Annotated in this window: 11 protein-coding genes and 1 tRNA gene; 3 read left to right on the top strand and 9 right to left on the bottom strand. The window is 58.5% G+C overall.

Annotated features, from left to right (window positions below):
- Window positions 1–72: 72 nt before the first annotated feature.
- The 5 genes from ACU6HM_RS07330 to ACU6HM_RS07350 all read right to left on the bottom strand — a co-directional run bounded on the left by ACU6HM_RS07330 (window position 73) and on the right by ACU6HM_RS07350 (window position 9,201).
- Window positions 73–309 carry a hypothetical protein gene (locus tag ACU6HM_RS07330; RefSeq protein WP_022983381.1) on the bottom strand — a complete coding sequence of 79 codons (237 nt, stop codon included), beginning with the start codon at window positions 307–309 and terminating at the stop codon, window positions 73–75.
- A gap of 704 nt (window positions 310–1,013) precedes the next feature.
- Window positions 1,014–2,486: a glutamate synthase subunit beta gene (locus tag ACU6HM_RS07335; RefSeq protein ID WP_446763592.1), complete on the bottom strand. Its 1,473-nt coding sequence runs from the start codon at window positions 2,484–2,486 to the stop codon at window positions 1,014–1,016.
- Between the two features lie 33 nt (window positions 2,487–2,519).
- Window positions 2,520–7,253, bottom strand: a complete 4,734-nt coding sequence (locus tag ACU6HM_RS07340) for a glutamate synthase-related protein (protein WP_446763593.1) — start codon at window positions 7,251–7,253, stop codon at window positions 2,520–2,522.
- Between the two features lie 219 nt (window positions 7,254–7,472).
- On the bottom strand, window positions 7,473–8,216 hold the full coding sequence (locus ACU6HM_RS07345) for an enoyl-CoA hydratase/isomerase family protein (RefSeq protein ID WP_250756626.1): 744 nt from the start codon (window positions 8,214–8,216) through the stop codon (window positions 7,473–7,475).
- 13 nt (window positions 8,217–8,229) lie between these two features.
- Complete coding sequence (locus tag ACU6HM_RS07350) at window positions 8,230–9,201, bottom strand: NAD(P)H-dependent flavin oxidoreductase (RefSeq protein ID WP_009462684.1); 972 nt, start codon at window positions 9,199–9,201, stop codon at window positions 8,230–8,232.
- Window positions 9,202–9,447: 246 nt separating this feature from the next.
- Between ACU6HM_RS07350 and ACU6HM_RS07355 the strand changes: the two genes are divergently transcribed.
- Both ACU6HM_RS07355 and ACU6HM_RS07360 read left to right on the top strand, forming a co-directional pair.
- Window positions 9,448–10,680 carry a CaiB/BaiF CoA transferase family protein gene (locus ACU6HM_RS07355; protein WP_250756627.1) on the top strand — a complete coding sequence of 411 codons (1,233 nt, stop codon included), beginning with the start codon at window positions 9,448–9,450 and terminating at the stop codon, window positions 10,678–10,680.
- Window positions 10,681–10,711: 31 nt separating this feature from the next.
- Window positions 10,712–12,247, top strand: a complete 1,536-nt coding sequence (locus tag ACU6HM_RS07360; RefSeq protein WP_009462680.1) for a 3-hydroxyacyl-CoA dehydrogenase — start codon at window positions 10,712–10,714, stop codon at window positions 12,245–12,247.
- A gap of 256 nt (window positions 12,248–12,503) precedes the next feature.
- On the opposite strand, the gene ACU6HM_RS07365 is transcribed toward ACU6HM_RS07360, so the two are convergent.
- Window positions 12,504–13,106: a hypothetical protein gene (locus ACU6HM_RS07365; protein WP_446763594.1), complete on the bottom strand. Its 603-nt coding sequence runs from the start codon at window positions 13,104–13,106 to the stop codon at window positions 12,504–12,506.
- 179 nt (window positions 13,107–13,285) lie between these two features.
- Entirely contained in the window at window positions 13,286–14,179 is an 894-nt protein-coding gene (locus tag ACU6HM_RS07370; RefSeq protein WP_203145166.1) for a c-type cytochrome, read from the bottom strand.
- A gap of 243 nt (window positions 14,180–14,422) precedes the next feature.
- Between ACU6HM_RS07370 and ACU6HM_RS07375 the strand changes: the two genes are divergently transcribed.
- Window positions 14,423–14,497 (top strand) — tRNA-Arg (locus tag ACU6HM_RS07375).
- Between the two features lie 400 nt (window positions 14,498–14,897).
- Here ACU6HM_RS07375 and ACU6HM_RS07380 read toward each other — a convergent pair.
- A complete protein-coding gene (locus ACU6HM_RS07380; protein WP_035269227.1) occupies window positions 14,898–15,674 on the bottom strand; it encodes a class I SAM-dependent methyltransferase in 777 nt (258 codons plus the stop codon).
- Window positions 15,671–17,725, bottom strand: a complete 2,055-nt coding sequence (locus tag ACU6HM_RS07385) for a TonB-dependent receptor domain-containing protein (protein WP_446763595.1) — start codon at window positions 17,723–17,725, stop codon at window positions 15,671–15,673. The genes ACU6HM_RS07380 and ACU6HM_RS07385 overlap by 4 nt, the downstream gene beginning before the upstream one ends.
- Window positions 17,726–17,833 lie beyond the last annotated feature (108 nt).

Consider the following 17,833-nt stretch of genomic DNA (forward strand, 5'->3'; position numbering starts at 1 on the left):
AGCCTGCTAAATCAGCAGGCTTTTCAACATCAAGCGGTGTTTTGCTTGAGCGTTACGACGGTGATGCGTGGCTTACCAGTAGCTGGCCGACATGCGGGAATCGCGGATGCGGGCTTCGTTCAAGGCACGGGTCAGTTCGACCATGTACTTGAACACCACGTTTGCGGCTTTGGAAACTTGTTTGGCCGCTGCTTTGGTCAGTGCAGTTAAAGACACGGATTCACCATTTTCCAGGGCATGCTGCATTACCCCACGCTCAACAGCATCACTCCAGTGAATGTAGTGCGAGTAAGTGGTCATGGTAGACATTTGCTTTCCCTTTAAGGTGAAGGTCTAAGTTACGAGTTCTCATTATAGGGTTTTCCCTAGTCTAAAAGCAAGGGTAAACCCTAGGGATTGGATTAGCCTGTGGTTTTTAAGGGAAAACCCTAGGGTTCTTTGGAAAGGGAAATTAAATCAAAGGCTTATGGGGGTGGGGTTTGCAGGGTTTTGCGGGTTTTAGGTGGGGAGTGGAGTCCTTGCGGCAGCCCTTGCTGGCTTGAGGCTGGGTCGGAGCGGAAGCTTGCCGGTGCTGCGCACCGGTGCCCTTGTCTGGGGCTGTTGTAGGGCGCACCTTGAACTCGTTCAGTGGTTTGTCCCCCGGACAAACCACAAGCGTTGAACTCAAACAGCAAGGTGCTTGCATCCCTACAACAGCCCCAGACGGCGGCAAGCCCCCTGAATGCTCCAACCCAGCCTCAAGCCAGCAAGGGCTTCAGAATGGTGGCAACCAACAGCCGACAACCCACAACTAATCGCTCTGGCTGCTTCTTGCTGCAATCCGTTGCCAGGCAAATAAAGCTGGCAGATATGGATGACAGGCTCGTAGGCAGCAGGCAGCAGGCAGCGAGCCGCAAACAACAAATAAGAACCCGCGAAGTCAGGGGGCCTGGAAGTGATCTCGCTCGCTTGGAGACAAACAGCCAGCCGTTTATCGCGGCTGGCTGTTTGCTTACTGGTACTGCCAAGAAGACTTAGCGGGGAAGTGTCGAACTCCCCATCAGGAACTCGTCTACGGAACGGGCACATTGGCGGCCTTCGCGGATGGCCCAGACGATCAGGGACTGGCCGCGTCGCATGTCTCCGGCGGCGAAGACTTTGGCTCGGCTGGTTTGGTAGTCATCCGTGTTGGCGGCGACGTTGCCGCGCTGGTCGGCTTCTACGGCGAAGGCGTCCAGCACTTGGCGTACGGGAGCGGTGAAGCCCATGGCCAGCAGGACCAGGTCGGCGGGGAAGGTCATTTCGGAACCGGCGATGGGCGTCATGCTCATGCGGCCTGTCGCGGGATCGGTTTTCCATTCCACCCGAACGGCGCGCAGTTCTTTGACTTGGCCGTTCTTGCCTTCCAGCTCTACGGTGTTGATCGCCCAGTCACGCTCGCAGCCTTCTTCGTGCGAGGACGAGGTGCGCAGCTTCATGGGCCAGTAGGGCCAGGTCAGCTCCGTGTTTTCCTGCTCGGGCGGGCGGGGCATCAGTTCGAATTGGGTGACTGATTTTGCGCCTTGGCGTGTGCTGGTGCCCACGCAGTCCGAGCCGGTATCACCGCCGCCAATCACTACGACATGCTTGCCTTGAGCGCTGATGGCGGGAGCGCCTCGCGAACCGGCAACTTGCTGGTTCTGGATGCGCAAAAAGTCCATGGCGGGATGTACACCTTGCAGTTGGCTGCCGGGGGCGTCCAGCAGGCGTGGTGTTTCGGAGCCGCCTGCCAGGATGATGGCGTCGAACTGTTGTTCAAGATCGGTAGGGGACAGCACAGTCAGCCCCGGTTCCTGGGCGGCTTGATCTTTTGCCTGACCAATATAGGTAGAAGGGCAAAACTGCACACCCTCGGCCTGCATCTGGGCGATACGACGATCCAGCAAGTGTTTGTCCAGCTTGAAGTCGGGGATGCCGTAGCGCATCAGGCCACCAATGCGGTCGCTTTTCTCGTACACGGTGACCTCATGGCCGACGCGTGCCAATTGCTGGGCGCTGGCCAATCCGGCAGGGCCGGAGCCAATGACGGCCACGCGTTTGCCGGTTTTGTGGGTGGGCACTTGTGGCACAACCCAACCCTCTACCCAGCCTTTGTCGATGATGGCGTGCTCGATGGATTTGATACCCACGGGCGCACGGTCAATGTTCAAGGTACAGGCTGCCTCGCAAGGAGCGGGGCAGATGCGGCCGGTAATTTCCGGAAAGTTGTTGGTGGAGTGCAGCACGTCCAGCGCTTCTTTCCACTGCTGGCGGTAAACCAGATCATTCCAGTCGGGGATGATGTTGTTGACCGGGCAGCCGTTGTGGCAGAAGGGGATGCCGCAGTCCATGCAGCGGGCGGCCTGTTGGCCTGCCTGTTCGTCGTTCAATACCTGGACAAACTCTTTCCAGTGCTTGACCCGCTTTAAAGGAGCTTCTACGGCTTCTTGCAGACGTTGAAACTCAAGAAATCCAGTCGTCTTTCCCATGATGTGTCGTTTCCTGATGGTGATGGGAAGGGTTCAGGCCGAAGCCGAACGGCGGGTTTTACTGCTTTTGGGCGCGGCTTTGCTCGCTTGCGGGCCTTGCCACAATTCGCTCAATGCACGTCGGTACTCGCGTGGAATGACTTTGACGAATTGTGCGCGGGCGCTGTCCCAGTCTTTCAAGAGCTCGCGGGCCTGGAAGCTGCCCGTGGCCTTGAAATGTTCCTGAACCAGCGTTTGCAAGATGGCATCGTCGGTCTGACGTTCGCCCTGGGCGCTACGGCTGTGCCATTGCGCCATGCTGCTGTTCATCTCTTGCTCGGCCTTGCTCAGGACCGGCTCCAGATCCACCATGCCGGGGTTGCAGCGCAGTTGCAGGCGACGTTGCGGGTCCCACACGTAGGCCACGCCACCGGACATGCCGGCTGCAAAGTTGCGGCCCACTTCGCCCAGGACAACCACGGTACCGCCCGTCATGTATTCGCAACCATGATCGCCCACGCCTTCCACAACCGCGCTGGCACCGGAGTTACGCACGGCAAAGCGTTCACCGGCCACGCCGTTGAAGTAAGCCGCACCGGACAGGGCGCCGTAAAGCACGGTATTGCCCACGATGATGTGGTCCGGGCCGTAGCCACGAAAGTCGTTGGGCGAGCGCACGATAATGCGGCCGCCGGACAAGCCTTTACCTACGTAGTCATTGGCTTCACCCACCAGATCCAGGGTGATGCCCTGCGCCAGGAAAGCGCCAAAGCTCTGACCCGCTGTACCTTTGCACTGAATGTGCAGGCTGTCGTCAGGCAGACCTTGATGGCCGTATTTCCTGGTGAACACGCCCGAGAGCATGGCACCGACGCTGCGGTTGCGGTTACGTACGGGAGTGATGAAAGACAACGGCGTGCCCTGATTCAAGGTCACGGCGCTGCGCTCGATCAGTTGGCGATCCAGCGTGTGTTCCAGGTCATGATCCTGGGTAGCGATCTGACGTGGGGACTCTTCATTGTCCACTTTGTGCAGCAGGCGGGAGAAGTCCAGGCCCTGGGCTTTCCAGTGTTCGATACCGCTGCGCATATCCAGCCAGTCGCTGCGACCGATCAGATCGTCAAAGTGGCGTACACCCAGCTTGGCCATCAGTTCACGCACTTCTTCTGCAACGAAGAAGAAGTAGTTCACTACGTGCTCGGGCTTGCCCTTGAACTTGCGGCGCAGTACGGGGTCCTGAGTGGCAACACCAACGGGACAGGTGTTCAGATGGCATTTGCGCATCATGATGCAGCCTTCCACGACCAGCGGAGCTGTGGCAAAGCCGAATTCATCCGCACCCAGCAGGGCACCGATCACCACATCGCGGCCGGTTTTCATCTGGCCGTCGGCCTGCACGCGGATACGGCTGCGCAAGCGGTTCAGCAACAGGGTTTGCTGGGTTTCAGCCAGGCCCAGCTCCCACGGCGTACCGGCATGCTTGATAGAGGATAGGGGCGAAGCACCCGTACCACCGTCGTGACCGGCAATCACAATGTGATCGGCCTTGGCTTTGGCAACACCGGCAGCCACAGTACCCACACCGACTTTGGACACCAGCTTCACGGAGATATCCGCTTGCGGGTTCACGTTCTTCAAATCGTGAATCAGCTGGGCCAAATCTTCGATGGAGTAAATGTCGTGGTGCGGTGGGGGCGAAATCAGGCCCACACCAGGCACCGAGTAACGCAGCTTGGCGATGTACTCGGACACTTTATGACCGGGCAATTGACCGCCTTCACCGGGTTTGGCACCTTGTGCCATCTTGATCTGAATTTGATCTGCACTGCACAGGTATTGGGCGGATACGCCAAAGCGACCGGACGCAACCTGCTTGATGCGCGAGCGCAGCGAATCGTTCTCTTGCAGCTCAATGTCGGCAAATACGCGATCCTGGCCTAACACGCTGGCCAAGGTGTCACCCTGGCGGATGCCACTTTTACCGTGCTGCATTTCGTGCTGGTAGCGCAACTCGTCCTCGCCACCTTCACCAGTATTGGACTTGCCGCCAATCCGGTTCATGGCCACGGCCAGTACGGCGTGGGCTTCGGTTGAAATCGAACCAAGCGACATGGCGCCGGTTGCAAAGCGTTTGACGATCTCGCTAGCCGGTTCCACCTCTTCCAAAGGAATCGCTTGAGCCGGGTCCAGACGCAGTTCGAACAAACCACGCAGTGTCATGTGACGGCGGCTTTGCTCGTTGATGAGCTGGGCGTATTCCTTGTAGGTGCTGTAGTTCTGGCTGCGGGTGGCGTGTTGCAGTTTGGCGATGGAGTCGGCGGTCCACATATGGGCTTCGCCGCGCACGCGTACTGCGTACTCGCCACCGGCTTCCAGATGGTTTTCCAGCACGGGGTCTTTGCTGTAGGCGGCGCGATGCTGACGCAGCGCTTCTTCGGCCACGGTGAAGATATCAATCCCTTCCACCGGGCAGGAAGTACCCACAAAATATTTGTCTACCAGCGAGCGCGACAGGCCGATGGTCTCGAAAATCTGCGCGCCGGTGTAGGACATGTAGGTGGAGATGCCCATTTTGGACATGACCTTGTACAAGCCCTTGTTGATGGCCTTGATGTAGTAGCCCTCGGCCTGGGAGGCGTCGATCTGGTTGATCGGGTCCTGGGCCAGATGCTGCAGGCTTTCAAAAGCCAGCCAGGGGTGCATGGCTTCGGCACCATACGCACCCAGCAGCGCGAAGTGATGCACTTCACGGGCCGAGCCGGTTTCCACGACCAGACCCGTGCGGGTACGCAGGCCGATGCGGATCAGGTGCTGGTGAATGGCCGAGGTTGCCAGCAGGGCGGGGATGGCCACATGCTCGGCGTCACAGCGGCGATCCGTCAGGATCAGGATGTTGTAGCCATCGCGCACGGCATCTGCCGCACGGGCGCACAGGGCGGCCACGCTGGCCTCTATGCCTTCCGGTCCCCACGCGCTGGGGTAGACGATGTCCAGTTCCTGGCTGCGGAACTTGCCATTGCTGGCCGCTTCAATGCGCCGGATCTGGTTCATGTCAGCCGGGCTCAGCACGGGCTGGGACACTTCCAGACGCAGCGGCGGGTTGACGTTGTTGATGTCCAGCAGATTGGGCTTGGGGCCAATAAAGGACACCAGCGACATCACCATCTGTTCGCGAATCGGGTCGATAGGCGGGTTGGTAACCTGAGCGAACAGCTGGCGGAAGTAGTTGTAGAAGGGCTTGGATTTGTCGGATAGCACGGCCAACGGAGCGTCGTTGCCCATGGAGCCGGTGGCCTCTTCGCCCTTGCTGGCCATGGGCTGCAGGACGACTTTGATATCTTCCTGGGTCCAGCCAAAAGCTTGTTGCTGATCCAGCAGGTCGCGGGTGGCCAATTGGGGACGCACGCCGGGCACGCTGGGCAGGGAGTCCAGGCGCAAGCGCAGGCGTTCAATCCACTGCTTGTAGGGGTGGGTGTTGGCCAGTTGGGACTTGATCTCGGCATCGTCAATGATGCGGCCCTGTTCCAGATCGATCAGCAGCATCTTGCCCGGTTGCAGACGCCATTTCTTGACGATGCGGTGCTCAGGAATAGGCAGGGTACCGGCTTCAGAGGCCAGCACAATCATGTCGTCGTCGGTAATGACGTAGCGGGCGGGACGCAGGCCGTTACGGTCCAGCAGTGCACCAATTTGCAGGCCATCAGTAAAGGCGATGGCAGCAGGACCATCCCATGGTTCCATCTGAGCTGCGTAGTACTCGTAGAAAGCGCGACGGCTTTCGTCCATCTCGGCGTGTTGCTCCCAGGCCTCCGGCATCATGATCATCATGGCGTGCGGCAGCGAGTAGCCGGCCATCACCAGCAGTTCCAGACAGTTGTCGAAAGTGGCCGTGTCGGACTGGCCTTCGTACACGATGGGGTAAAGCTTTTGCAGATCTGAGCCCAGCACGGCCGATTCCATGGCGCCTTCACGGGCACGCAGCCAGTTGAAGTTGCCCTGTACCGTGTTGATTTCGCCGTTGTGGGCGATCAGGCGGTAGGGGTGGGCCAGAGGCCATGCGGGAAAGGTATTGGTGGAAAAGCGCTGGTGCACCAGAGCCAGGGCTGAACAGGCACGAGGGTCGGCCAGATCGCGGTAGTAGCGGCCAACCTGGTCAGCCAACAGCAGGCCTTTGTAGACGATGGTGCGCACCGAGGCCGAGGTCACAAAGTATTCCTGGCCGTGGGCCAATGCCATGCGGTAGATGGCGTGGCTGGCGGTCTTGCGGATCACGTACAGCTTGCGCTCCAGCGCATCGGGTACCATCACATCCGGGCCGCGGCCAATGAACAGCTGGCGAATCACCGGTTCGTTGGCCTTGACGGTGGGCGACATGGGCATGGTGCTGTCCACCGGCACATCGCGCCAGCCCAGCATGTGCTGGCCTTCGGCACGTACCGCACGTTCCAGCTCCTGTTCACAGGCCAGGCGGGAAGCGGTTTCCTTGGGCAGGAACACCATGGCTACGCCGTACTCGCCGGGGGGCGGCAGGGTCACGCCCTGAGCGGCCATTTCTTCGCGGTAAAGCTGGTCGGGGATCTGGATCAGAATGCCTGCACCGTCGCCCATCAAGGGATCTGCGCCTACAGCGCCGCGGTGATCAAGGTTTTCCAGAATTTTAAGGCCTTGGGTGATGATGGCGTGGCTCGCCTGGCCTTTGATGTGTGCGATAAATCCGACGCCGCAGGCGTCGTGTTCGTTAGCGGGAAGGTACAAGCCTTGGGCTTGGGGGGGACAGGAGTGTGTCATGGGCGTATCCGCAAAGAACGTGTTAAAGCGGTGCATTTGTTGCAGCGCAAAAAATAAAATACAGCGATTTTTTTTTTGCACGCAAGATTTTTTTGCGAATACGGTAAAAAAAATTAGGGACCTGCTCTCACAGGCCCCTTATCACCCGTCTGAACCGGGTGCAGTGTGGCAAGATCGCTGCACATGCGGGTTTGCGCAGAAATCAGGTCCACACAAGCGCTATTTGCCGCTGCGGTTCTGGCTCATTTGCCCCAGAATCTGCAGAGCTTCTTCGCCTTCCAGCAGTTTGGAAAATAGCTTGCGCTCGCGTTCCAGAACCTCCAGCAAAACTTCGCGCTGGGGTTCTCTTAGCAGACGCTTGCTGGTGCGCAAGGCAATGGGAGGCTGCTCGGACAACGCGTGGGCGCAGGCACGGGCGGCTTCCAAGCTATTGCCGTGGTCGGTCAGTTCAGTGAGCAGGCCGTCTTCCATGGCTTGCTCGGCACTGAAGGCTTGTGACAGCAGCAGCCATTCGTTGGCACGGCGTGGCCCCACGTACTGCGCTAGCAGGTGGCTGGAGGCGCCTTCCGGGCACAGGCCCAGTGCGGTGAAGGGCATGCGCAAACGCGCGTCACGGGCCGCGTACACAAAGTCCGCATGCAGCAGCAAGGTTACGCCAATACCCACCGCGTGACCTTCTACGGCCACGATCAGTGGGATGTCGGCTTGGACCAGACTGCGCAGGAACTTGATCGGCGGCGGCATGTCGTTGTTGCGCACATTGGACAGCTCCGAGATGTCGTTGCCGGCACAGAAATGCTCGCCCGCGCCGGTCAGAATCAGGGCACGATATTTCTGGTTCTGATTGGCCTGGTCGATGATGTCGGCCAGCTCTTCGTACATGGGGCCAGTCAAGGCATTGCGTCGTTCCGGGCGGTCCAGAATGACTTCCAGCCAATGACCTGCGTCATGAGTCCGTATCATGGCGTGCTCCTGTTCAGGCGAAGGGGGAGGCCAGCAGTGCTGCCTTGGCTTCCTGGTATTCGCGATGCAAACGGGCCACGATGTCGGCAGTAGATTCCACCGAGTCAATGCCACCAATGCCTTGACCAGCGCCCCAGATGTCGCGCCAGGCTTTGCTCATGCCCGAACCGAAGGCGGTGTCGGCATTTTTTTCGCTGTCCAGCTTGTCCGGGTCCAGGCCTGCAGCGCGGATGCTGTCTTTCAGGTAGTTGCCGGGGATGCCGGTAAACAGCGGGGTGTAGACGATATCGGCGGCACGACCCTTGACGATCATGTTCTTGTAATCGTCCGAGGCATTGGCTTCGGTACTGGCAATGAAGCGCGTGCCGATGTAGGCCATGTCCGCCCCCATGGCTTGGGCCGCCAGAATGTCGCGACCCCGGCTCATGGCGCCGGACAGGGCAATCGGGCCATCAAAAATCTGACGGATTTCGTTAACCAGCACAAAGGGGCTCAAGGTACCGGCGTGGCCGCCAGCACCTGCAGCCACCACGATCAGGCCATCCACACCCGCTTCCAGCGCTTTTTCAGCATGACGCAAGGTAGTTACGTCGTGGAAGACTTTGCCACCCCAGGCGTGCACATGCGGCACGATGTCTTGCGGGGCGCGCAGGCTGGTAATCACCAGTGGCACCTTGTGGTCGGCGCACACACGCAAATCCTGCTCCAGGCGGTCATTGGATTGGTGGATGATGTGGTTGATGGCGTAGGGGGCGATACGGCGCTCGGGATGGCGCTCGCGTAGTTCGGCCAGGGTGTCGTCGATCTCGTCCAGCCAATCCTTGAGTTTTTCCTGGGGGCGGGCGTTCAAGGCGGGGACGGAACCGATGATGCCGCTGGCGCATTGTGCAATCACCAGGGCGGGGTTCGAAACAATGAACATGGGCGCTGCCATTACAGGCAGGGTCATAGATTGATAAAGCTGCTGCGTTAATGCCGATGGCATAAGGTCGGTCTCCTGTTATCGAAAGAAGTGCCCTGCCTCTTGAAGGGGCGGGGTCCTGCAAGGAAGATCTGCCGCTGATAATCTATCGTCACCTATTCTAGGACGGTTTATCGTCGCCCGGCTTGGTGCGCTGCACAAATTCCTCCGGCCTCGAAAATGACCATGGTTTGAGCACTTTTTTCTGTCCGTAGACCGGACTAAGAAGACGTAGTGCACAATAAGCGACTTGAAGGATTTTTGTTTGCTATGACCACGACTGAACGAAAAGCGCCCTTGGCGGGATTGCGTGTTCTGGACTTGACGCGCGTGCTGGCCGGGCCCTGGTGTACTCAAAACCTGGCTGATCTTGGTGCGGAAGTCATCAAGGTCGAACGTCCCGGTGCCGGGGACGACACCCGAGGCTGGGGGCCACCGTATCTGCAGGATGGTCACAGGGCGGACACGGAAGATGCAGCCTATTTTGGGGCTGCCAACCGTAATAAAGAGTCCATCATCCTGGATATAGGCACTGCACAAGGTGCCGAGGTGGTGCGTCAGCTGGTCAGTCGCTGCGATATTCTGGTGGAAAACTTCAAGGTCGGTGGCCTGAAAAAGTACGGACTGGACTATGAAAGCCTGCAAGCCATCAACCCGGCCCTGATTTATTGTTCGATTACCGGATTTGGGCAGACTGGCCCCTATGCAAGTCGTCCAGGATATGACTTCATGATCCAGGGGCTGGGTGGTTTGATGTCCCTGACAGGTGAGCCAGGTGGCGAGCCGCAAAAAGCGGGTGTGGCTGTAGCCGATGTCATGACAGGCATGTACGCCACCGTGGCTGTGCTGGCAGCCGTGGTGGAGCGCCACCGTAGTGGCCTGGGTCAGCATCTGGATATTGCTCTGCTGGATTGTCAGGTGGCCATGATGGCTAACCAGAACATGAATTACTTGTGTACCGGACAGGCGCCACAGCGCCCCGGTAATGCACATCAGAATTTGGTGCCCTATCAGGTCTTTGAGGCCAGTGACGGGCATTTGATTGTGGCGGTGGGCAACGATGCCCAGTTTCGCAGTTTTGCGCGGGAGCTGGGTCACCCCGAGTGGGCGGATGATCCCCGTTTTGCGCGCAATGCCGGACGAGTCATGCACAGGGACGAGTTGGTGCCCATGCTGGCGCAGATCATGCGAAGCCGCAGGCGCGATAGCTGGTTGCAGACGCTGGAAGCCGTGGGTATTCCAGCCGGGCCCATCAATACGATGGAACAGGTTTATCAGGACCCGCAGGTGCTGGCGCGCGGCTTGCGCCTGGACTTGCCGACCGGGCAGGGGGGGAGCGTGCCTTCGGTAGCCAGTCCTTTACGTTTGTCGGCCACGCCGGTGCAGTATCGCAGTGCGCCCCCGCGTCTGGGAGAACACACCCGCGAGGTCCTGGCGCGAGTGCTGGAGCTGTCGCCCGACAAGGTCGAGGCCCTTGTATCCGGCTCCGCTGCACAGGCTTAATTTTTATTGCTTTTCGATCAGGTTGTGAATCATGAAACAGATACAAACCATCGCTATTGTTGGCGCAGGTGCTATGGGAAGGGGCATTGCCCAGATTGCTGCCCAGGCTGGCAAGCAGGTCTTGCTGTATGACCTGAATGCGGACTCGGTCAAGGCTGCTTTGGCGGATGTACACGCCGTCTGGAGTCGTTTGCAAGAAAAAGGCCGCATGACGGCTGAACAGGTGGACGCGGCCAAAGCGTGTCTGCAAACCGCCAGCGATCTGCAAGCTCTGGCCCCTGCCGATCTGGTCGTGGAAGCCATTGTGGAGCGTCTGGACGTCAAGCAAGGCTTGCTGCAACAGCTGGAAGAGATTGTGTCGGCCGACTGTGTGCTGGCCTCCAATACCTCTTCGCTGTCCATTACCGCCATTGCCCAAGCTTGCCGCCACCCCGAACGCGTGGCTGGCTATCACTTCTTCAACCCCGTACCGCTGATGAAAGTGGTCGAGGTTATCGACGGCCTGCGCACCTCGCCGGAAGTGGGCGATGCCTTGATGCAAGTGTCGCGCGATATGGGCCACACGCCGGTGCGCGCCAAGGATATGCCCGGCTTTATCGTGAACCACGCCGGTCGTGGCATGAACATCGAGGGCCTGAAAATCGCCCAGGAATGCGTGGCGCCTTTTTACCAGATCGACGCCATCATGCGCGAGCAGGCCGGTTTCCGCATGGGGCCCTTTGAACTGCTGGATCTGACCGCGCTGGATGTGTCCCATCCGGTCATGGAATCCATTTACCGTCAGTTCTACGATGAGCCGCGCTTCCGTCCTTCGCCCATTACCGCCGTGCGTCACGCCGGTAAATTGTTTGGTCGCAAGAACGGCGAAGGCTTCTACAAGTATGAAGATGGCAAGAAACAGGTTCCTCAAGAGCCTGCTGTTCCCGCTGTCACCTCCTTTGCTCCTGTGTGGGTCTCGCCTTACCACGAGCAAGGTCAGGCTCGCGCGCTGCAATTGCTGAGCGAACTGGGCGTAAAAGTGGTGGAAGGCGACCAGCCACCTGCTGATGCGCTGATTCTGTTGACGCCTTATGGTGAAGACGTGGCGACTTTGGTGTCCTTGCATGGCCTGGACCCAGCTCGCACCGTGGCGCTGGATACCTTGTTCGGCTTGGAGAAAGGCCGCCGCCGCGTGCTGATGTGCTCGGCTGCGACCACACCAGAATGGCGCGATCAAGCCTGGGCCATGTTGGCCAGTGATGGTACGGCGGTTAGCGTGATCGAAGACTCTGCCGGTTTTGTGGCCCAGCGTTTAGTGGCGACCATCGTGAACATCGCCAGCGATATCGCTCAGCAGCAGATTGCTACCCCATCAGATATCGACGCCGCTGTGCGTCTGGGCCTGGGTTATCCGCACAATGGCCCGCTGTCCATGGGTGATGCCGTCGGCTCGCGTGATTTGCTGGATGTATTGAACACCCTGCAAGCTGTCACGGGCGATATGCGCTACCGCGCCAGCCCCTGGCTGCAACGCCGTGTCCAACTGGGTATGTCCTTGACGGCATTGGCTCAGTGCAAGGCGCAGTAAGGCCTGAGATTGCTCTCTTGGACGCTTTATAGCGTGTTCTAGAGGTAGATCAGCCTACAAGCTTATGAGTCGGCCTGAGTCCGGGATGACACCGGACTCAGGCTTTTTTATTGGCAGACGGGGGCTGTTGGGGGCGGCGGATAGTTCTTTGCGCCAAGCCCATGGCGGACCCTGCCTGTCTCTAAAAGGCAGCCTGAACCAGGTGCTCAATAAACGGATGCTTAGGCCGGGCTCAGGACTCCAGGAGAGCAGACTATTACTTCTGTGTTTTGGTCGCGGGCATTTTCACCGAGGCCAGGTCCGGATACAGCTCAATCAGCTCGGGTAGCAGCGCATCCTCGCTGAGCGGGATGATGAAAATCGTCTTGCCATCTACGCTGGCTAAAGTGGGGTAACTAAGCTCAAAGGTCTTGCCGTCCTTTTTGAAAGTACGACTGTAGTTCAGTACGGCGTAGTCGCGTCCTGTGCTGGTTTTGCCGAACTGTGCAGTATCCACGTCGTAGTGGCCAGACAGAATCTGTACGGGCTGATGCTCATCCATAGAGCGGCCTACCCGGATCAGTTCGGCAATGGTCTCTGCATGGTCCTTGCCCATTGCTTTTGAAATTTTCTGGATCTTGCGCGGCGACTGAAATTGCAGAATTGTTTCCAGGTCTCTGGCCATGGTGGCTTGCAGCAGCGTGTGCATAGCCTGCTCCAGGCTATCTCGATCCAGGATGCTGGTAGCCTGCGCTGTGCTCTGTGTGGCTGCCGTTGTCGACTCATTGGCGAAGGCCTGAGCCGAAGGAAAAATTAAAGCGGCAAGGGCTGACAAGACGCCCGTCACGGTCAGACGGGCAGCGGAAGTAACACGTGTCATGGTAAGTATCCGCAGCTGTTTGATAGCTGCAGGGTGCAGGGATTCGAGGGCTAGATTGTAGGGGGCAGCTTCTGCATCCGTCATCTGCAACCGCTTCAGGCAATAAAAAAGCCCGATGAATATTCATCGGGCTTTTTGTATTCGCAGGCTCTGTACGGTGCCAGAGCCTTGTCGCAGTCTTACTTGGCGGCGTTAACCATGTGCTGGATGGCAGCACGGATTTCGTCGTCGGAGGCTTGAGAGCCACCGCGTGGAGGCATGGCGCCTACACCGTGAATGGCTTTTTGAACCATAGTGTCCATACCGGATTCGATATATGGCTTCCAGGCCGCTTGATCGCCAAACTTGGGCGCGCCAGCAACACCGGCTGCGTGACAGGCAAAGCAGATGGTGTCGTACAGCTTGATACCGGCCGGGTCGACCTTGTTGTCATCTGCAGCAGCGGTTTGGCTTGCTTTGGGAGCTTCTGCAGCAGGAGCCTCTTCAGCCGGTTTGGTATCGGCAGCCGCAGTGGCTTCAGGCTTGGCGTCAGCTTCTTCACCTTCTGGTGCGGGAGCGTCGGGTTCCTTGAAGTCAGCGCCAGCGGCGTTAGCCATGTAAGCAACGGCACGAGCCACTTCGATGTCGTCCAGCGAAGGGTTGCCACCCTTGGCAGGCATGGCGCGGATACCGTGAATAGCGTTCTTGACCAACTCGTCCTGACCCAGCTTGATCAGCTCGCCCCAAGCGCCCTTGTCGCCAAATTTAGGCGCACCGGCTACACCGGCGCCGTGACAGGCGGTACAGGTGGTTTCGTAAACTTGCTGACCAGTTTTCAGCTCTTTGACGGCATTGGCGTCAACCAGTTTGAAACCGGCAACAGGCTGAATGCGGGCTGCAATGGCTTCAGGGGAAAGGGCGGCGGAGCCAGCACCAGCACCCATGGTGGAGGTAACCAGGCTAACCAGCATGACAATAATCGCGATGGGCACCAAGAAAGCCAGAGCCACGGTCACAAGCAATTGCTTAGGGGTTTTGATCATGGCTGAGTGACCCTCGTTGTGTTCTTCGGGTTTTTGTTCCGTGTTGCTCATTATCGGATCCTGCGAGTTCGTACAAGAAATGACGGGAGGGCCTTTAAAGGCCACCAATAAAGGCTTGCGCCTACCTAATGGGTGTGCGCAAGGACGTGTCTACCAAGCCACCGACCCAGATCGCGCAACCATGGATTATAGCGGAGTGTGTCGCTCTTGTATCTGACTCTTGATTTAGCGCACTCATAATTGCCGGATAGATGCTGAAAAAAACTCCAAACTCGCGCTACAATAGCGAGCTTGGCGTCCGTAGTTCAATGGATAGAATTAGGGTTTCCGAAGCCCTCGATACAGGTTCGATTCCTGTCGGACGCGCCAGAACTTCTTGTTTATACGGCTCTTTAGGGCTGCTTTTCAAGACCTGGCTTGAATTTCCAGTTATAAAGTGTCGCGATGCAAGCAGCCAAAGGCTGCTTTTTTTGTGTCTGTTGTTTGTCAAAACACGGCCTCATGCGCGGCTCAGGTGAAGTGGGCTAATTATTGATCCTGATCATTTGGCCTGGGACGAAATTGCGTATTCGCCTGCGTTGACAGGCGAGCTTGCGCTTGGGAGTTTGGCCGGGACGACGATCAGGCGTATAGGCGATGTCTGGACAGGCAGTGCCTGGAGTCTTGAACTTGTGGCCGTCGCTACAACCAGATGTGCTGCCATCGCAGTCTATGCAAGACAAAAGGGGCCGAGGCCCCTTTTGCTTTTTCCTGAGCAGCTTTCTGGTTTTTAAACAGCTTCGGCACAAATTACATAGTCGTGGCCATGACGCAGACCACCCAAGGTCTGGTTCAAGGCCAGAGCTTGCTTGCGCAAGGCTTGGACATGCTCGGACAAAGCCATGGCCAGGTTGCGGTCCTTCAGACGGCGCAAGCGCCCGTCACACATATCCAGTTGACCGTGGATAAAGCTGTCGCCGTAACGAATGCCAAAGCGCTGCGCATCCACACAGCGATAGCCGGACTGTCGCAGGTGGCGCAGGACCCAGTCCATCGGGTACTCGCGATACGGGCGCTCGCCTGCCAGCAGCAGGCAAGCATCACGCAAACGGCCTATTTCCACAATCAATTTGCCCGCCGGGTCCGTGCTGCTATAGGGCACGTAGGGCTCCAGACCAATAATGTAGAGACGCTGGCCGGTAAGCGGCCGCAGGCGGCTGAACAACTGGTCCTGGGTGTAGGGGGCAAAGCCGTCTATGGCACCCAGTAGATAATCGGCCAGAACCGTATCAAAGCGTTCGCCCTGCAAAAATTCAGGGTCGCTCCAGTTGCCCACCAGCAGACGGTCCTCGGGGCGTTTTTGATCGCCCAGCTCGCGGGTGACTTGTTCGGCCATGCTGGGAGAGGCGGTAATGGCCGTCCAGCGTTCTGTGTCCAGCGTCAGCAACCAGCGCAGCGAACCCTTGCCGGTGCCGGCATCCAGAAAGTTGCCCCAAGGACGCTCGCCCTGCATGTCGGCCACGATCTGGTAGAGGCGGCTACCCGTGTGTATGGCGGTCTTGCTCAAAATTCCACCTGTATCCCGGCCAGGATGTTGCGTCCCATCAGCGGGGCTTGACGGGCAATAAAGGAGGTATGGCGGTAAGCCAACTTGTTCAGCAAGTTATTTCCTCTCAGGTACAGGGTGTAGGTGTTCTGGTCCATCTGCAGGCGGTAGCTTAAACCCATGCTGAGCAAACCGTAAGACGGCGAACGCTCTTCATGTTCAGCCAGTCGGTCCTGGGCAAAGGTGTGGGTGTAGCCGACAAAGCCGGACCAGTTCTGCCAGTTCAGCTCCGTGCGAATACCCAGGCGGGCGGAGGGCATGCGGGGCAGGTTGCGGCCGGGATCTTGCAGTTTACCGCGCACCAGATCGCCATACACGCTGACCGAGGCCCAGGAACTGACGGGGTAAGAGGCTTCTGCTTCCAGGCCCCAGAACTGGGCCTTGTCCTGGCTGTATTGAATCAGCTGAAAGTCTTCGTGACGGTCCAGGCTGCGGCCATAAATGTAGTTCGAGCTACGGGTGTAGAAGGTACGTAGATCAAAGCGCAGATCGCCCAGGTGTTTTTGTAGCCCCAGGTCGACAGTATGGCTGGTCTCACGATCCAGGTTTGGGTCGCCACGCTCATAGCTCAGCGTGGCAAAGTGCACGCCTTTGGCAAACAGTTCCTGAGCCGTGGGCAGACGTTGAGAGCGGGACACGGACAGGCTGGCGGCGTATTCGGGTGCGAAGTCCCAGACCGTACCTAAAGAGAAGGAGGTCGCCGTGCCTTTGCGGCGTTCCAGCGTTTGCGAGTCGGGCGTAACGGTTTGCCATTCCTGACGAGCGCCCAGTTCCAGACGCCAGTCGTCCCAGTTCACGCTTTCCAGAAGGAACAGGCCCTGGCTGCGAGTACGGGTGGGCGGAATGAAGTTTTCAGCACCGTCGCGGGACGCAAAATCAGACTGACTGGTCTGCAGGCCGATGACCCCTTCAAACGGTCCCCAAGGGTTGTGTTCCAGCTCCAGGCGCGTGTCGTAACCGCGATTGGTGAAGCGGGTGCCATCAATATCGCCATCTTTTTCAACGTGCTGGTAGTTGGTCGCACCAGCGCGCAGGCGAGCCCGTTTGAAGCCGGGCAGAGGGTCACGCAGTTCGCCACGGATATCGAAACGCTGAGTACGCAGGTGAGCGGTGGCCGAGTGTTCGTGATCATGTTCGTGGCTGTGGCCATGATCGTGGGCATGGCCGTGATCGTGACTGTGGCCGCCGCAATGCAGAGTGGCGCCGTGCGGGTGGCAGTCCTCGTATTCGTGGCTGTGACCGGGCAGACCGTAGCTGCCTTCACGGTAGGAGTAGGCCGCGCCTATATAGCCACGGTCCCCAATAAAGGAGAGGCCAACGCTGCCTGTGTCCGTGCTGGAGTCGGAGTCCTTGACGCGTCCATCGGTCCAGTTGGGGACGCGATAGTCGCGGCTACGGTGCGAGGCACCTTCTACGTGCAAGGCGATATTGCCTTCGCCGGCTGTCATCTCAACTGCGCCGATTCTGCCACGATCAGCCGTGGAGCCCTGGGCACGTACCGAGCCTTCAAAACCTTTTTCGGGGATGGCTGTGGGGATTTTGCGATCCAGCACGTTGACCACGCCACCAATAGCACCGCCTCCGTAAAGCAGGGCCGATGGGCCGCGCAGCACCTCGATGCGGTCCGCTTGCCAGGTATCGACCGTGATGGTGTGGTCGGGCGAAATGGCCGAAGCGTCCATGACCTCTGCACCATCGCTCAGAACTTTGACGCGGGGTGCCGTTTGGCCGCGAATGACGGGGCGGCTGGCACCGCTACCAAAGCTGTCTACATGGATGCCGACTTCACCGTCCAGCAATTCACCCAAGGTGCTGCTGCGGCGCAAATCCAGTTTGGGGCCTTGCAGGACCGTGCTGGCGGTGGCCAGCTCGGTTTGTCGCAAGGCCAGGGGGCTGGCAGAGATTCGGATAGGGGCCAGTTCAGGGACAGCTTCTTCAATTTCATTGGCTTGGGCCGAGGCGCACAAAAGCAGAGCCAGGGCTAGTGGCAGGGGACGGGGTTGGAAACGCATCTCATCTTCCGGTTTGTTAATTTTCGAGATGTTATAACATAACAATAATTATTCGAAATAGAGGAAAAGCCATTTTGAGAAAAGGGAGAAAGAGAAACTTCCTGCTGT

This window comes from Alcaligenes sp. RM2, from assembly GCF_052931795.1.